Consider the following 16,198-nt stretch of genomic DNA (forward strand, 5'->3'; position numbering starts at 1 on the left):
GTTTTGTTTAGTTTTCAAGGATCAATTGCCACCGCCTTTTTGACAGCGACTTTTATAATATATAACATTCGATCCGTTGTGTCAACAACTTTTTTTATTTTTTTGTTCGTTGCTTTGTTACATCGTAGCAACGAGTATTAATATAGCACCTTTCAAAAAAGGATGCAATAGTATTTTTATATTTTTTTAATAAAAAATTTTTCCTGATAGTCAGTTATTGAAAGATGCAAGAAAAATACTGTAATCATGGGATTTTATTAGGTTTCACTATAGATAAAATGAACGTGAATTTATTATGTTTTAGAAAACAAAAACACTTCAATTAAAAAATAATTAAGGGGATGCTCTACCTTTCGTAGACATCCCCTCTTTTCTTCGATTAGTCACGATGACGCATAAGCGGGAATAATAAGACATCACGAATGGATGGAGAATTTGTTAATAGCATAACCAGACGATCCACACCGATACCTAAACCACCTGTTGGCGGCATTCCGTATTCAAGTGCTTCTATAAAGTCTTCATCCATCATGTGTGCTTCGTCGTTTCCTGCTTCACGCTCTTTTAATTGGGCTTCAAAGCGCTCTTTTTGGTCGATTGGATCGTTTAACTCTGTGAACGCGTTCGCATGTTCACGTCCAACGATAAAGAGCTCAAAACGATCTGTAAAACGTGGATCTTCATCGTTTTTCTTTGCTAATGGTGAAATTTCTACCGGATGGCCATAAATAAATGTCGGTTGAATCAATTTGTCTTCTACTTTTTGCTCGAAGAATTCATTTACAATATGACCGAATTCCATATTTTCTTTAATTTCAACACCGTGTTCTTTTGCGAGCTGACGGGCTTCTTCGTCAGACATCTGTTGCCAGAAGTCTACACCAGTGTATTCTTTAATAGCATCTACCATATGTAGACGACGCCATTCTGGTTCTAGATTAACCGTATGTTCCCCATATTGAACAGTCGTTGTGCCAAGCACTTCTTTTGCAATATGAGCGATTAAGTTTTCAGTTAGCTTCATAATATCTCGATAGTCAGCATACGCTTGGTACAACTCAATCATCGTGAACTCAGGATTGTGGCGTGTAGAAATCCCTTCGTTACGGAATACACGTCCGATTTCATACACTTTTTCTAGTCCACCAACAATTAGACGTTTAAGGTGAAGCTCAATGGCGATACGCATATAAAGTGGCATATCAAGCGCGTTATGATGAGTAATGAACGGACGGGCTGCCGCTCCTCCTGCAATTGCGTGCATCATTGGTGTTTCTACTTCCAAGAAACCTTGATCATCTAAATAACGGCGCATCGCTTGAATAATTTTGCTTCGCATAATAAACGTTTGTTTGCTTTCCGGATTCATGATTAAATCAAGATAACGCTGACGATAACGTTGCTCCACATCTTTTAAACCGTGGAATTTATCAGGAAGTGGACGTAGTGATTTTGTTAAAAGTTCAAATTGTTTCGCTTTAACCGAAAGTTCTCCGACTTTGGTTTTAAATACAGTACCAGTAATACCAACAATATCGCCAAGATCTGCTGAATCAAAAATGGCATAACTGTCTTCACCAACAGCATCTTTACGTACATAAATTTGGATTTGACCAGTTAAATCTTGAATGTGTGCAAATCCAGCTTTTCCTTTTCCGCGTTTAGTCATTATACGGCCAGCAATCGTGACTTCTACATTTTTTTCCTCAAGCTCTTCTTTTGTTAATTCTCCGTATAAGTCTTTTAGCTCTTGGGCACTATGTGTGCGCTCAAAGCGTTTACCAAATGGATCGATACCTTGCTCACGCAATTGGTTCATTTTTTCTCGTCTTACACGTAGTTGATCGTTTAATTCTTCAAAACTCATGTTTTCTCACTCCAATATACGTTATTTAGTTATTACGTACAGACGATGTTAAAAGAATAAATCTTTAATTATCCTAACACTTTTTTTGTTTAATTTGTATAAAAAACTGCCAGCTTCTCACTGGCAGTTATCAACTTTCTAGCATATTTATTTCACATTTAGGAAACAACTATACGAAAAATAGGGAAATACGACGTATATTAACTAATCTGTTGGATGGCTTCGCGAGCTTCTACTTCCTCTACTAATTGATCTAATAGACGAACTAACTCCTCTCGAGTGTTACATTCATTAATTGCTTTCCGTGCTTTCGCATTTCCACGAATACCTTTTAAGTACCAAGAAGCATGTTTTCTCATTTCACGAACGGCAATTTCTTCGCCCTTTAGACCAATTAAGCGGTCGAGATGAAGCTTACATACATCAATTTTTTCACGGACAGAAGGCTCACCAATTAATTCTCCTGTTTCTAAATATTTCACCGTACGATAAATGATCCATGGATTTCCTAAGGCCGCACGACCAATCATAACACCGTCACAACCAGTTTCATCTAACATACGTTTGGCATCTTGTGGTGTTTGGACATCTCCGTTACCGATAACCGGAATGTTCACCGCTTGTTTAACCTCGCGAATGATGTCCCAGTTAGCCTTTCCTTCATACATTTGGACACGAGTTCGACCGTGTAAAGCAACTGCTTGACCACCCGCACGTTCTACCGCTTGGGCATTTTCTACCGCATAAATATGCTCTTCGTCCCAACCCATGCGCATTTTGACCGTAACTGGTTTCTCGACCGCATCTACAACCGCAGCAACCATTTCGTAAATTTTATTTGGATCGAGTAGCCATTTTGCCCCCGCATCGCATTTCGTAATCTTTGGTACCGGACAACCCATATTAATATCGATTATATCGGCATTCGTATTCTTATCAACAAACTTAGCCGCCTCCACGAGCGTCTCTTTTTCTCCACCAAATATTTGCAGACTCATCGGCTTTTCCCGCTCGTCGATATACAACATACTTAACGTTTTTTCATTTTTAAAAATAATTCCTTTATCGCTAACCATTTCGGCATACACAAGTCCTGCTCCAAACTCTTTTACCGTCAAACGGAAAGCGGAGTTACAAACCCCAGCCATTGGCGCAAGGACGACTTGGTTCTTCATTTGAATATCGCCAATTTTTAACATCACGATACCTCCTTTAGTTCGAAGTCTCATCTTCGTCCGTCGGTGACAATTCATCAACAGATACGTTCAAATACGAAGCGATTTTCATCACTAAATCGTCGGAAGGGATACGATATCCCCTTTCGACCTCTCCTAGTACAGAAACAGACACACCTATTTCTTTCGCTAGCCCTTCTTGGGTATACCCTTTTAATTTTCTAAATGCGCGAATACGTCTTCCCCATTTTTCGGCTTCCATAGTCGAACTCCTTTTCTGTCCTGTAATTCGTCCAACATCTGTTGTAGCGGTTGTTGCAACGTTGGATGTTGTAACGAACGATCTATTTCCAATAGAGGTATTAACACAAACGCTCTATCTTGTAGTCGAGGATGAGGAACTATAAGCTTCTCTGTTTTCCTATTGTCGTCATTATACAATAAAATGTCAAGGTCGATGGTCCGAGGCCCCCACTTCACTTCTCGTACCCGACCTAAGCTTTTTTCAATCTCTAAGCAGGTATCCAACAGTTGTTCAGGAGATAAAGTAGTTTCTATTTTTACTGCCATATTTAAAAACCTGTCCTGTTCGATATATCCTACTGGGTCCGTTTCATACACCGAAGATACATCCACTACACGAATTTGTGGATGTTCATGTAATAATTGGATCGCTTTCCGTAAAAATTCTAACCGATTCCCTAGGTTTGAGCCTAACGATAAATAAGCAACGTTACTCATCAAATCTTCCTCTCGTAATCTCTACCCCGACGGATTGATAATGACCAGGAATAGGAGGATCTGGTTTTACGAACGTGACCGTTACTTCTTTTACTAATGGGAACGTTTCTAAAATAGAGGAAGCAATCGTTTCCGCAACAGATTCAATCAACTTAAACGGCTTACCTTCCACAATATTTTTACATAGCATGTAAACTTCAGCGTAGTTGACGGAATGCTGTAATTCATCGGTCAGACCGGCTTTTTGTAAATTAAGAAAAAGCGTCACACTTACACGGAACCGTTGACCTAACCGGTTCTCTTCCTCATAAACACCGTGATAACCGTAAAACTCCATCTCTTGAATAAAAATTTTATCCATTGAATTCACACTTTCCAACAAGGACATCCATCATTTTGGTCATTCGGCTTATTTCTTTTACGTCATGGACACGAACGATTTGACACCCTTTTTGAATCCCATAACAAACTGTAGCCCCTGTCCCTTCTACACGTTCGTTGACTGGTAAATCTAAAATTTTCCCAATCATCGACTTCCGGGATGTACCGAGTAATACCGGATAGCCTAAAGAAACGAGAACATCTAGGTGCTGCATCATTTCGATATTTTGCTTAACGTCTTTCGCAAAACCAATTCCAGGATCTAAAATAATTTGTTCATCCGTTACCCCCGCTTGTTTGGCAATAAAAATACTTTCATAGACATCTTGGATGACATCTCGTAAAAATGATGAATAATCACGATTTATACGGTTATGCATTAATATAATAGGTACGCCGTATTCTGCTGCCACTTTGGCGATCTCCGGTTCTTTTTTCGCTCCCCACACATCGTTAATAATATGAGCACCAGCTTCAATCGCTTGTTTGGCTGTCTCCGCTTTATACGTATCAATGGAAATAGGCACATCCACGGCCTTTGAAACTGCTTCTACAACTGGAATCACTCGCCGTAATTCTTCTTCCAACGGAACGGGCTCATGTCCTGGGCGTGTCGATTCACCGCCGATATCAATGATATCCGCTCCATCTTCCACTAATTGTTTCGCATGCTCGACCGCTTTTTCGATAGTTGTATAATGACCTCCATCCGAAAAAGAATCCGGGGTAACGTTTAAAATCCCCATAATTAACGTTTTATTTGAATAATCAAGCGTGTAATTTTTGCATTGAATCACTTGCTTCATGTACATCCCTCCTTACAGCTCACGTTGACTCCATAAAAAGTGTGTGTATTTTCGGTATTCATTAGATAAAAATAAAGTTATTTTTCCAGTACGACCAGGTAAATCACGGTCTTCACATCGATGAACGGGTACGACCTCTTGAATGGAGTTCGTTAAAAATATTTCATCGGCATCTAGTAAGGCTTCTTTCGTAAACAACCCTTCCACGACGTCGATGGCTGCTTTCCTAAGAATTCGTAATACCAATTGACGCGTAACGCCATTTAAAATCCCTGTCTCTATCCCCGGAGTATAGACGATGTCATCTTTTACCCAAAACACGTTTGACACAATGCCTTCCGCTACCCACCCTTGTTCGGTTAAAAAAACCCCTTCAACAGAAGCTTGTTCACCAATTTCCCGTTTCGCAGCCACATTATTTAAATAATGGTGGGATTTTAATCGTTCGTTAGTTTCGGGTGTATTCCGGCGTAATTGTAAAAATTGAATGCTTTTTTCCGAACTTGCTCCAATAGGTGGAAGGGGTTTTTGAAACAAAATGACATTCGGACAGGTGTAAGGTGATACTTGTAGTCCAATCTCTCCATTTCCGGCTGACACATTTAAGCGACAATACGCATTTTTCCATCCATTTTTTTCGTACAGTTCCTTTAACATTTGAGCGACATCCGTGCGTTGAATGGATAACTCAATTTGAAGTTGTTGCAACCCCTTTTGTAGCCGATCTAAATGGTCATCGAGCAAAAAAGGATGCCCGTCATACGTTCGAAATGTTTCAAAGACACCTAATCCGTATAAAAAGCCGTGGTCAAACGGAGAAATTTTCGCTTCCTCTTTTGGTATCACTTGACCATTCATGTAAATATACATCTTCCAACCCCTACATTAACGAACGAGTTCATTTTTGTAATGTTTAATAAAATTGCGTAACAATCGCTTTCCTTCTGTCGTCATAATGGACTCTGGATGAAATTGAACCCCTTCAATCGGAAACTCTTTATGACGAATTCCCATAATTTCGTTTTCTTCTGTCCAAGCGGTCACTTCAAAGCAATCTGGCAGCGTTTCTCTTTTTACAATTAACGAATGGTATCTAGTTGCTACAAACGGATTAGGTAAGTTCGTAAAAATCGTCTTCCCGTCATGATAGATGGAAGAGGTTTTTCCGTGCATGAGTCGGTCAGCTTGTACAACGTCCCCGCCAAACACTTGTGCAATCGATTGGTGACCAAGACAAACTCCAAATATTGGTATTTTTCCGACAAAATGACGAATCGCTTCCATGCTAATTCCCGCTTCATTCGGACTACATGGTCCTGGAGAAATCATTAAAAAATCTGGCTGTAACTCTTCAATTTGTTGAATGGTGATTTCATCGTTTCTTTTGACGACTAACGTTTCACCAAGTTCACCTAAATATTGAACTAAGTTATACGTAAATGAGTCGTAATTATCAATCATTAATATCATTATCATATCCCCCTTCTTCCGCGAGTTCTTTAGCATTCCATAACGCTTTCGCCTTTTTTAGCGATTCTTTATATTCGTATTTCGGATTGGAGTCAATGACCACGCCAGCTCCGGCTTGAACATGGGCCAATCCGTCTTTTACAACCATTGTCCGAATTACGATGTTCAACTCCAAATCTCCATTAAAGCCAATCCAGCCAATCGAACCGGTATACACTCCTCGCCGAACCGGTTCGAGCTCTTCGATAATTTCCATCGTCCGCACCTTTGGGGCACCGGTAATCGTTCCACCAGGGAACACTGCTTCAATGAGATCATATCCATTTTTCTCTTGTGATAAGATTCCGCGAACATTGGACACAATATGCATCACATGCGAATACTTTTCAATGACCATAAATTCATTAACTTCCACAGAGCCGTATTCGCATACACGACCTAAGTCGTTTCGCTCTAAATCGACAAGCATCACATGCTCGGCACGTTCTTTTTCATTTTCGATAAGTTCATTCGCCAATTGTAAATCTTCTTCCTCATTTTTTCCGCGGGAACGGGTTCCGGCAATCGGACGTGTACTTACATGGCGGCCATCTTTTTTAATTAACAATTCCGGTGAGCCTGATACGAATTGAAACTCCGGTGTATGAAAATAACCCATATACGGAGATGGATTTAGCTTACGTAATTTTTCGTACACCCTCATCGCTGGGACAGAAAGTGGTTTCGATTGACGGACGGACAAGTTCACTTGGAACACATCCCCTTGAGAGATATAATGACGAACTTTGTCAACTGCTTGAATAAATTGCTCCTCACTCATCGACACTGACATCGGGGCCACAGTTACTTCATAATTAGGTGCCACTTCTTTCTCTTCTTGGTGTGACATTCTTATCGACCACATGTCCGTCATTTGTTGTAACACATCGGTTTCAGAAACATGTTCTTCTTTCCAAGCCAGGAGCCACAACTCTTCTTTTTCGTGATCAAAAATGTACCATTCGTCAAAAACGAGAAAATAAATAGTTGGAAGCTGTAAATCATCTTGAGCTAGCGACGGCAACTTTTCGATGTATCGAGCATAATCATAACTGATATAACCGATCGCTCCCCCTTGAAACGGCGGTAAATCTTCTCGTTTCGGCATCGTAAATTGGCTCATCCATTGTTCCATCGCCCGTAACGGCTTTCCTTCCATAAAAAAAGACGAGCCGTTTTTGTTTATTTCCACACCGTTTTCTTTTCCTACAACAATCGCAAATGGATCGATTCCGGCAATACTGAATCGTCCCCCACGGCCACTTTCTAAAAGGACGTGATGGGGCTTTGCTTTTGTTAATGCTTGATAAACAGCAAAAAACCGTTCTTTCGTATACGGCATTTTTTTATAAAAAAGAGTACGTCGACTCACTAGATGTCACTCCTTCAAAGTTTCCTTGCTTCCATCATACATGAAGTCCACAAACTTCTAAATAAGAAAAAAACAGCACATGTCAATTCTCCACTTTTAAGCCCATTTCCTATTCATAAGGCTCTACCCTAAAATAACTGTGGATAACTTTTACTGTTATTTCATTTCATCGGTGTGCCGATGGCAATTGGCATTAAACGATACTGTTGATATTATTCATTTCGCTACAGGCGGACGCTTTCCGCGGGCAAGCCGCAAGCCGCTTCCCTCGCTACGCTCAAGTAAGGGTCTTGCTTGGCCTGCTGTTCCCGCTGGAAGTCGCAGCCTAAACAACTTACTAAAAATCAACAATGAAATATAACATAGCCATTCATAAAAAAACCCCTTTTGTAACGGAACAGAACCTTTCTGTTCAGTTCAAAAGAGGATGATGGTTTTTAGTCTTCAAATTGATATAGTGGCGTACTTAAATATCTTTCGCCATTACTTGGAATAATCGCCAATACTTTTTTTCCAGGACCAAGTTTTTTCGCTACTTGGATCGCTGCATAAATGGCCGCTCCAGAAGAAATGCCGCCTAATATTCCTTCCTCTCTTGCTGCTTTTCTTGCCCATTCAAACGCATCTTCTGTTTTCACTTGAATAATTTCATTATAAATCTCTGTATTTAAAATGTCTGGAACAAATCCAGCACCAATCCCCTGAATTTTATGAGGTCCTGGTTTACCACCTGATAATACAGGTGAATCTGCTGGTTCAACCGCAAAGATTTGAATGTTTGGATACGTTTCCTTCAATACTTCCCCAGCGCCAGTAATTGTTCCTCCGGTTCCAATACCAGCTACAAACGCGTCGAGTTGATCACCCATTTGTTGAACAATTTCTTTACCAGTTGTTTGACGATGAATTTCAGGATTCGCTTCATTTTTAAATTGTTGAGGCATAAAATATCCTTCTTGCTGAGCCAACTCTTCCGCTTTTTTAATTGCCCCTTTCATACCTTCTGCTCCTGGAGTTAGGACTAATTCCGCTCCGAACGCACGCAATAAATTTCGACGTTCTAAACTCATCGTATCTGGCATAACTAACACTGTTTGATATCCTTTTGCTGCCGCAATCATAGCCAAACCAATTCCCGTGTTTCCGCTCGTCGGTTCGACAATTTTTACTCCAGGCTTCAGTTTTCCTTCTTTCTCTGCTGCTTCAATCATCGATAGCGCAATCCGGTCTTTTACACTGCTTCCTGGGTTCATGTACTCAAGTTTTAAGTACACATCCGCGCATGTTTCATCTGTAATCCGATTCAGTTTGACAACAGGGGTTTCCCCAACTAACTCTGCAATAGAGTTGGCTACACGCACCATTTCCATCACCTCATAGCTATAATTATGTGATTTTCGTTAAAAAATTCCTAGTAAAGATATTGGTTTTATCATGAAAGTAACAAGTATATTTTGAATTGTCAATTAATATGATTGGTATTTTTTTGATAGATATGAATAAACGTACGAACATGTTCGTCCGTACGTTTATTCACCATAAAACCACTCAACGCCTACTTCTTCCCAAAAGCTTTCTGGGGTAAAAGTAACTTCTGATTGTTGTAAGGCCATTTGTCTCTTAATTTGTTCTTTAACTTCATCATACGTAAAAGATTTACCTTCGTTTTTCTCTTGTAATAAAATGATCGCATATCCCTCTTCATACGGAACAGGATCACTAATTTCCCCTACGTTCAGCTTTTCGATTGCTTCTAAATAAGCCGGATCGATATGTGGATGATACTTAGAAATATAACCGACTTCTCCTCCGCGACTAGCTGTTAACGAATCGATGGATCGCTCCATCGCTAAAGCGGAAAAGCTAGAGCCTTCTTCCAATTCCTTTTTCACTTCAAGTGCTTCTTCATTTGTTTTTACAACGATATGTGAAATATGATACGTTTCCGGAATTTCGTATAACTCTTTATTATCCTCATAAAATGCTTTTAATTGTTCTTCTGGAATATTGACATCTTTAATCATCAGTTTTTCTAACAACAACGTTGTTTTGATTTGACTTTTAAGCGTCTCTTCATCGAACGCTGTTTCTTGCTCATATGGATTATAAATGGATTGAATCATCGTCAATTCCCGTTCGATTTCCTCATCGGTCACTGAGACGCCGTATTTAGCAGCCACTTGTTCGATAACTTTCTCATTGACTAACTCTTTTAATACGTCAACACCATATCGCTTTTCCATTGCAAAAAGCCAGTCGCTTCGATAAATGACGTCATCTCCCACTTTTGCAACAACTTCCTTTTTCATCTCTTTTACCGGCTGTTGACTTACTTTTTCATCTTTCGTTACAAAATAAGCAACTGTTAAGCAATTCGATAATAATAATACAGCAATTAAAAGCCAAAGTCGTTGATTCCTCAACCTTGCCCTCTCCCACTCAAAGTTTATTTTGCTTCTTCTTTTAATTGTTCTAGTTCTTCTTTTGAGAAATGATACGTTTCATTACAGAAGTGACACTGGACTTCCGCTTGACCGTCTTCTTGTATCATCTCTTCAATTTCCTTTTTCCCTAAGCCAACAATGGCATCGGCAAAACGTTCTTTCGAACATTGGCAAGTAAATGAAACTGGCATTTGTTCGAGCACTTTTACATTTCCTTTTCCTAACAATTCTTCAAGTAATTGTTCCGGTGTTAACCCTTGTTCAATGAGCTTGGACACCGGTGGAATCGATTGCAGTCGTTGTTCAATTTCGGTAATCACGTCATCAGACGTACCTGGCATTAACTGAATAATAAATCCACCCGCCGCTAAAATCGTATTATCCGGGTTGACTAATACACCTACACCAACGGATGACGGAACTTGTTCTGAAGAAGCAAAGTAATACGTAAAATCTTCTCCTAATTCTCCAGAAACAAGTGGGACTTGGCCAGTAAAATATTCTTTCATGCCAAGGTCTTTTACAACGGTTAAAGTTCCTTCTGTCCCAACGGCGCGACGAACATCTAATTTTCCATGCTCGTTTAAATCAAAATGCGTTTGCGGATTCGTGACATATCCACGAACTTCCCCTTTCGCATTGCTGTCTACTAAAATGACACCGATAGGGCCACGTCCTTCAATTTTAATTGTTAATTTACTATCCCCTTTCAACATCGCTCCCATCATTACTCCCGCTGTCATTGCTCGACCCAATGCAGCAGAAGCTGTTGGCCATGTTTGATGTCTCCGTTGAGCTTCACCAACTGTTTTTGTTGTTCGTACCGCATACGCTCGAACTTGGCCATCGTATGCAAGTGCTTTAATTAAATAATCGTTCATCAGTTTCACCCTTTTTGTTTATTTCCTATTTCGTTTATAAATGAGTCGTAACCCTTTTAATGTTAAAAACGGATCAACAATATCGATAATATCTGATTCTTTCGCAATTAACGGGGCTAAGCCACCGGTTGCAATAACGACAGGCTCTTTTGAACTCTGCTCTTTCATTCGTTTAACAATTCCTTCAACTTGACCTACATAACCATATAAAATCCCTGCCTGCATTGCAGCTACCGTATTTTTCCCTACAATATGATCCGGACGGGCAATTTCAATCCGCGGTAATTTCGCCGCTTTAGAATATAATGCTTCTGTGGAAATATTAATCCCAGGAGCTATAGCCCCTCCCATATACTGTTTCTCTTCATTAATGTAACAGTAGGTTGTCGCCGTCCCAAAATCGACAATAATCAAAGGGCTTCCATATTCATGGATGGCTGCTACCGCATTGACGATTCGGTCTGCACCTACTTCTCGAGGGTTATCATATTTAATATTTAATCCGGTCTTAATACCCGGTCCAACAATGAGTGGGTCAATTCCAAAATATTTTTCACACATTCGTTCTAACGCAAACATGATCGGTGGTACAACGGATGAAATAATAATTCCATCAATATGTTGAAAGGTTAAACCGACATGGTCAAATAGCGATTTTAACAACATCCCGTACTCGTCTTCTGTTTTATGACGATTCGTCTCTACTCGCCAATGATATTTAAGTTCATCACCATCATATACCCCTAACACAATATTGGTATTCCCGACGTCTACAACCAAAATCAACTCTCTCACCACTTTATCCTTAGTTATTTCACACTGCCATCATCATACCATAAATTACATCGTTGAAGGGAATACAATGTTTTTTCCGTTCACACAAAAAGAGACACCGTTTGTACATACGGTGCCCCTCTTTACGTTTATTATCCTTTCTGACCATCCTCTGGATGTGTAGGCTCATTAGATTCTTTATGATCGATCGTTTCCTCTTCTTCTGAAGGTTGTTGATCATTTTCAATCTTTTTTTGAATGTTTACCCTTACGTTTTCTTTAGTTTCATCCGAATAAGAGTACTTCTCTCGTTTCGGCAGCGTTCCTTTCTCGTAAAGGTGTTTAATTTGTTCAGCATCTAACGTTTCTACTTCTAATAAAGTGTTTGCTAGAAGATCTAGTTTATCGCGGTTTTCTTGTAAAATTTTCTTCGCGCGTTCATAACATTCTTTAATGATTCTTTGAATCTCTAGGTCAATTTCATAGGCAATCGCATCCGAATAGTTTTGTTCGGAATGCAAATCACGACCAAGGAATACTTGTCCTTGAGATTGTCCGAATTGTAATGGTCCTAATTTTTCACTCATTCCAAATTCCGTTACCATACGACGAGCGATATTAGTTGCACGTTGGAAGTCGTTATGCGCGCCTGTAGATACTTCACCAAACACAATTTCTTCAGCAACACGACCACCTAATAGCCCTGTAATTTTATCTAAAAGCTCCGGTTTTGTCATAAAGTAACGATCTTCTTTCGGTAACATAACCGCATATCCACCCGCTTGACCACGAGGAACAATCGTTACCTTATGGACCATTTCCGCTTCATCTAATACAAGACCGATAATCGTATGTCCTGCTTCGTGAAAGGCGACAATCTTCCGTTCTTTTTCAGAGATAACGCGACTTTTCTTCGCCGGACCTGCGATGACACGATCCGTTGCTTCATCGATATCAGACATATCGATTTTCTTTTTATTTTGCCGAGCAGCAACTAACGCCGCCTCATTTAGTAAGTTTTCAAGATCGGCACCAGAAAAACCAGGAGTTCTCATCGCAATAGCTTTTAAATCAACCGATTCATCTAACGGTTTATTTCGAGCATGTACTCTAAGCACCGCTTCACGTCCTGTTACGTCAGGGCGATCAACCGTAATTTGACGGTCAAAGCGGCCAGGACGTAATAACGCTGGGTCAAGAATATCTGGACGGTTCGTTGCAGCGATAATAATAATCCCTTCGTTAGCACTAAATCCATCCATTTCAACTAGTAATTGGTTTAACGTTTGTTCACGTTCATCATGGCCACCACCAAGACCGGCACCACGTTGACGCCCTACCGCATCGATTTCGTCAATGAAGATGATACATGGAGCGTTTTTCTTTGCCTGTTCAAACAAATCACGAACACGCGAAGCACCGACACCAACAAACATTTCAACGAAATCGGATCCACTAATGGAGAAGAACGGAACGCCAGCTTCACCCGCAACAGCACGTGCAAGCAATGTTTTACCGGTTCCGGGAGGTCCGACAAGGAGGACACCTTTTGGAATACGAGCACCTAGCTCAGCGAATTTTCGAGGGTCCTTCAAGAACTCTACAACTTCTTCCAGCTCTTGTTTTTCTTCGTCCGCTCCTGCGACATCTTTAAAGCGTACGCGTTTTTTGTCTTCATTATAAAGTTTCGCCTTACTCTTACCAAAGTTCATAACACGGCTACCGCCGCCTTGAGCTTGGTTTAAAAGGAAGAAGAATAGAATAAAGAGAATGACAAATGGAATGATGGTCGTAAAGAAGGAGACCCATCCACTTGTTTGTTCCGCTTCTAATACTTCCACCTCAACATTCGCTTGTTGGGCAACTTCATCAATACGATCAAGCGCTCTATCACTGTTAAAAACATATGTTAAAAAATATTTATTGTCGTTTGAACTTTTCAATTCGCCTCTAATTTCATAAACGCCGTTTGACGGCTGCATCGAAAAGGACTTTACGTTATTTTTCTCAAGCTGTTCAACAAACTGATTATATGTGAGTTTTTGTGTTGCTTCATTGCTATTATTGAAGTAGCCAACTACTCCGATAATAACCAGGAATATAAGTAAATAAAATATTGTATTACGGAAGATCCGATTCATCCCTTACCTCCTCCCACATTACACACAGACTATACTAAATAGTATCATAGAAAATCATGGGATTACAACAAATTACACTTCTTACAATACAATGTCTCATCCATCCGTAAGAAAGCGCTCGTCCATGATTATTTTTTATATACTTCCGGCTTTAACACACCAATATATGGTAAATTACGATAACGTTCTGCATAATCTAAACCGTAGCCCACCACAAATTCATCTGGAACAATAAAACCAACATAATCTGCTTCAATGTTCGCTTTTCGACCAGATGGCTTATCTAAAAGAGTAACAATTTTAATGGATTTGGCTTTACGATAACGGAATAGTTCAACTAGATAGCTAAGTGTTAACCCACTATCGATAATATCCTCAATAATTAAAATGTCTCGGCCTTCTACAGATGTATCTAAGTCTTTTATAATCTTCACTTCTCCAGAAGAAACGGTAGAATTACCGTAACTAGACACGTCCATAAAGTCCATTTCTAAGTACGTATCCATACGCTTTAATAAATCGGCCATAAATGGCATAGCCCCTTTGAGAACACCAATCGCAAGTGGAAACTTATCACGGTACTCTTCTGTCAATTGTGCTGCTAATTCTTTAATCTTCTCCTGAATTTCTTCCTCTGTAATTAAAATCTTTTGAATATCTTGTTTCATGTCCATGTATGCCCCCTAGAAGATGATTACTTTTTATAGTGTAAAATATAATATGAGTTTGATTCAAAATTCATGGCTTCAAACTTAGAGCGTTTGATTCCAGGTATCCATAATATCTTCCCGGTTTGATCCGTTACAATCGGCCACTGATCCCGCTCGTATCGTGGAATTTTTTCATCGATAAAAATGTCTTTCACCTTTTTGGTTCCACCCGTTCCTTTTAAAACGATTTTATCCCCATTTTGTCTTGAACGTATGATAAGAGGTAAGGATACATCGTCTGGATGAAGATACATAACATTAGCATTCTTTTCTGGTAATGGATTCGTTTTTTTGTTTAAAGAAAATTCCATTCCATTAGCTAATCGCACCGATTCACCTACATTCAATTCCAACTGAAACGGTTGCGTGGCAAACGGCTCATATTGAAAAATGCATTGTTGATACGAGCGTAAAATTTTTAAGCCTTGGGGAAAATCAAGCTTCCCGGATGGATGAGGACTTTGTAACAGTTGCATGAATGAGTCGATATGTATGGAAGATAAGGAAGAAGGCGTTTCCTTATAAAGATAGTTTAATATTAGATGAATCCCCCTTCTTTGTAAAGACGGCGGGAGTTGAAGAAATGGAGAAATAGACAGGATCACTTTTCCCTTATCTTTTTTCCATATCTTATTCATTTTTTCAATCGTCAATTCCTGTAAAAGCTCCTCATCTTCCCTCAATTCTTCACTAAACCGTTGAAAATGCTCATGAACTCGCTCGTTCTCCTGTTTTAAAAATGGGAGAAGGTGATGGCGAAATCGATTTCGCGTATACGAATCTTTGTCATTACTCGGATCTCGACGTGGGTTTAGTTTATAAAACGAGCAATACTCTTCGATTTCAGTTTTCGATAAACATAATAATGGACGAATGATTTCCCCATGGTAAAACGGTCGTTTCACTGGTATACCTGCTCGACCACGGGAAGAACTTCCCCTTGTCAGACGCATTAAAATCGTTTCGACTTGGTCGTCCCCATGATGTCCGAGAACTAATTTGTTGTAATTCCCCGTTTCCATAATCTCTTGGAAAAACTTGTAGCGGTATAATCGGGCCGTCTCTTGTAACGACATTCGTTCAACATTCATTTTTTCTTGAATGTTAATTCGTCGAGAAAAGAAACGAATGTCCCGTTCTTTACAAAATTGTTGCACAAACTGAAGCTCCCTGTATGATTCATCTCCACGTAACATGTGATCAACATGAGCTACCGCTACTTGAACACTGTACTTTTTACGATGCATCCATATGTAATGAAGAAGGGATAATGAATCCGGTCCACCCGATACAGCAACTAAGAGGTGATCGCCAGACTGAATCAATTGATGTCGCTTAATAAAGAAAGATACTTTTTGCTCATAGTGTAACATATTCTCGCTTGACCAACTCACTTA

Annotated in this window: 16 protein-coding genes; all 16 read right to left on the bottom strand. The window is 39.7% G+C overall.

What is annotated here, in order from left to right; all coding sequences use genetic code 11:
• Positions 1-379: 379 nt before the first annotated feature.
• Positions 380-1,867, bottom strand: coding sequence for a lysine--tRNA ligase (gene lysS, locus ABES52_RS06680; RefSeq protein ID WP_429650182.1), 1,488 nt, complete (start codon positions 1,865-1,867; stop codon positions 380-382).
• Between the two features lie 200 nt (positions 1,868-2,067).
• A complete protein-coding gene (gene dusB / locus ABES52_RS06685; RefSeq protein WP_429650184.1) occupies positions 2,068-3,066 on the bottom strand; it encodes a tRNA dihydrouridine synthase DusB in 999 nt (332 codons plus the stop codon).
• Between the two features lie 13 nt (positions 3,067-3,079).
• Complete coding sequence (locus tag ABES52_RS06690) at positions 3,080-3,304, bottom strand: helix-turn-helix domain-containing protein (RefSeq protein WP_429650186.1); 225 nt, start codon at positions 3,302-3,304, stop codon at positions 3,080-3,082.
• Positions 3,256-3,783, bottom strand: a complete 528-nt coding sequence (gene folK / locus ABES52_RS06695; protein ID WP_429650188.1) for a 2-amino-4-hydroxy-6-hydroxymethyldihydropteridine diphosphokinase — start codon at positions 3,781-3,783, stop codon at positions 3,256-3,258. The genes ABES52_RS06690 and folK overlap by 49 nt, the downstream gene beginning before the upstream one ends.
• Positions 3,776-4,144 (bottom strand): dihydroneopterin aldolase, encoded by a 369-nt coding sequence (gene folB / locus ABES52_RS06700; RefSeq protein WP_429650190.1) that lies wholly within the window; start codon positions 4,142-4,144, stop codon positions 3,776-3,778. The genes folK and folB overlap by 8 nt, the downstream gene beginning before the upstream one ends.
• Positions 4,137-4,976 (bottom strand): dihydropteroate synthase, encoded by an 840-nt coding sequence (gene folP, locus ABES52_RS06705; RefSeq protein ID WP_429650192.1) that lies wholly within the window; start codon positions 4,974-4,976, stop codon positions 4,137-4,139. The genes folB and folP overlap by 8 nt, the downstream gene beginning before the upstream one ends.
• A gap of 6 nt (positions 4,977-4,982) precedes the next feature.
• The gene (gene pabC / locus ABES52_RS06710; RefSeq protein ID WP_429650194.1) at positions 4,983-5,840 is read right to left on the bottom strand and encodes an aminodeoxychorismate lyase; all 858 of its coding nucleotides are present in this window, start codon (positions 5,838-5,840) and stop codon (positions 4,983-4,985) included.
• A 15-nt stretch (positions 5,841-5,855) separates the two neighbouring features.
• Entirely contained in the window at positions 5,856-6,440 is a 585-nt protein-coding gene (gene pabA, locus ABES52_RS06715; protein ID WP_429650196.1) for an aminodeoxychorismate/anthranilate synthase component II, read from the bottom strand.
• The gene (locus ABES52_RS06720) at positions 6,424-7,821 is read right to left on the bottom strand and encodes an anthranilate synthase component I family protein (RefSeq protein ID WP_429650244.1); all 1,398 of its coding nucleotides are present in this window, start codon (positions 7,819-7,821) and stop codon (positions 6,424-6,426) included. The genes pabA and ABES52_RS06720 overlap by 17 nt, the downstream gene beginning before the upstream one ends.
• A 467-nt stretch (positions 7,822-8,288) precedes the next feature.
• Positions 8,289-9,215 carry a cysteine synthase A gene (gene cysK / locus ABES52_RS06725; protein ID WP_429650198.1) on the bottom strand — a complete coding sequence of 309 codons (927 nt, stop codon included), beginning with the start codon at positions 9,213-9,215 and terminating at the stop codon, positions 8,289-8,291.
• A 165-nt stretch (positions 9,216-9,380) separates the two neighbouring features.
• Positions 9,381-10,274, bottom strand: a complete 894-nt coding sequence (locus tag ABES52_RS06730; RefSeq protein ID WP_429650200.1) for a peptidyl-prolyl cis-trans isomerase — start codon at positions 10,272-10,274, stop codon at positions 9,381-9,383.
• Between the two features lie 23 nt (positions 10,275-10,297).
• Positions 10,298-11,176, bottom strand: coding sequence for an Hsp33 family molecular chaperone HslO (gene hslO, locus ABES52_RS06735; RefSeq protein ID WP_429650202.1), 879 nt, complete (start codon positions 11,174-11,176; stop codon positions 10,298-10,300).
• A gap of 18 nt (positions 11,177-11,194) precedes the next feature.
• A complete protein-coding gene (locus tag ABES52_RS06740; protein ID WP_429650246.1) occupies positions 11,195-11,962 on the bottom strand; it encodes a type III pantothenate kinase in 768 nt (255 codons plus the stop codon).
• 140 nt (positions 11,963-12,102) lie between these two features.
• The gene (ftsH, locus tag ABES52_RS06745) at positions 12,103-14,091 is read right to left on the bottom strand and encodes an ATP-dependent zinc metalloprotease FtsH (RefSeq protein ID WP_429650204.1); all 1,989 of its coding nucleotides are present in this window, start codon (positions 14,089-14,091) and stop codon (positions 12,103-12,105) included.
• 128 nt (positions 14,092-14,219) lie between these two features.
• Entirely contained in the window at positions 14,220-14,759 is a 540-nt protein-coding gene (gene hpt, locus ABES52_RS06750; RefSeq protein WP_429650248.1) for a hypoxanthine phosphoribosyltransferase, read from the bottom strand.
• A gap of 26 nt (positions 14,760-14,785) precedes the next feature.
• Positions 14,786-16,174, bottom strand: coding sequence for a tRNA lysidine(34) synthetase TilS (gene tilS / locus ABES52_RS06755; protein ID WP_429650206.1), 1,389 nt, complete (start codon positions 16,172-16,174; stop codon positions 14,786-14,788).
• Positions 16,175-16,198 lie beyond the last annotated feature (24 nt).

The organism is Aeribacillus pallidus (assembly GCF_050478865.1).
Taxonomy (GTDB): domain Bacteria; phylum Bacillota; class Bacilli; order Bacillales; family JACDOC01; genus JACDOC01.

Excerpts from the sequence above, each read along its gene's own strand:
- ftsH (WP_429650204.1), bottom strand. The coding sequence starts at position 14,091 with ATGAATCGGATCTTCCGTAATACAATATTTTATTTACTTATATTCCTG.
- ABES52_RS06720 (WP_429650244.1), bottom strand. The coding sequence starts at position 7,821 with ATGCCGTATACGAAAGAACGGTTTTTTGCTGTTTATCAAGCATTAACA.
- hslO (WP_429650202.1), bottom strand. The coding sequence starts at position 11,176 with ATGAACGATTATTTAATTAAAGCACTTGCATACGATGGCCAAGTTCGA.
- pabC (WP_429650194.1), bottom strand. The coding sequence starts at position 5,840 with ATGTATATTTACATGAATGGTCAAGTGATACCAAAAGAGGAAGCGAAA.
- tilS (WP_429650206.1), bottom strand. The coding sequence starts at position 16,174 with ATGTTACACTATGAGCAAAAAGTATCTTTCTTTATTAAGCGACATCAA.
- cysK (WP_429650198.1), bottom strand. The coding sequence starts at position 9,215 with ATGGTGCGTGTAGCCAACTCTATTGCAGAGTTAGTTGGGGAAACCCCT.
- folP (WP_429650192.1), bottom strand. The coding sequence starts at position 4,976 with ATGTACATGAAGCAAGTGATTCAATGCAAAAATTACACGCTTGATTAT.
- hpt (WP_429650248.1), bottom strand. The coding sequence starts at position 14,759 with ATGAAACAAGATATTCAAAAGATTTTAATTACAGAGGAAGAAATTCAG.
- lysS (WP_429650182.1), bottom strand. The coding sequence starts at position 1,867 with ATGAGTTTTGAAGAATTAAACGATCAACTACGTGTAAGACGAGAAAAA.
- folK (WP_429650188.1), bottom strand. The coding sequence starts at position 3,783 with ATGAGTAACGTTGCTTATTTATCGTTAGGCTCAAACCTAGGGAATCGG.
- ABES52_RS06690 (WP_429650186.1), bottom strand. The coding sequence starts at position 3,304 with ATGGAAGCCGAAAAATGGGGAAGACGTATTCGCGCATTTAGAAAATTA.
- folB (WP_429650190.1), bottom strand. The coding sequence starts at position 4,144 with ATGGATAAAATTTTTATTCAAGAGATGGAGTTTTACGGTTATCACGGT.
- dusB (WP_429650184.1), bottom strand. The coding sequence starts at position 3,066 with ATGTTAAAAATTGGCGATATTCAAATGAAGAACCAAGTCGTCCTTGCG.
- pabA (WP_429650196.1), bottom strand. The coding sequence starts at position 6,440 with ATGATATTAATGATTGATAATTACGACTCATTTACGTATAACTTAGTT.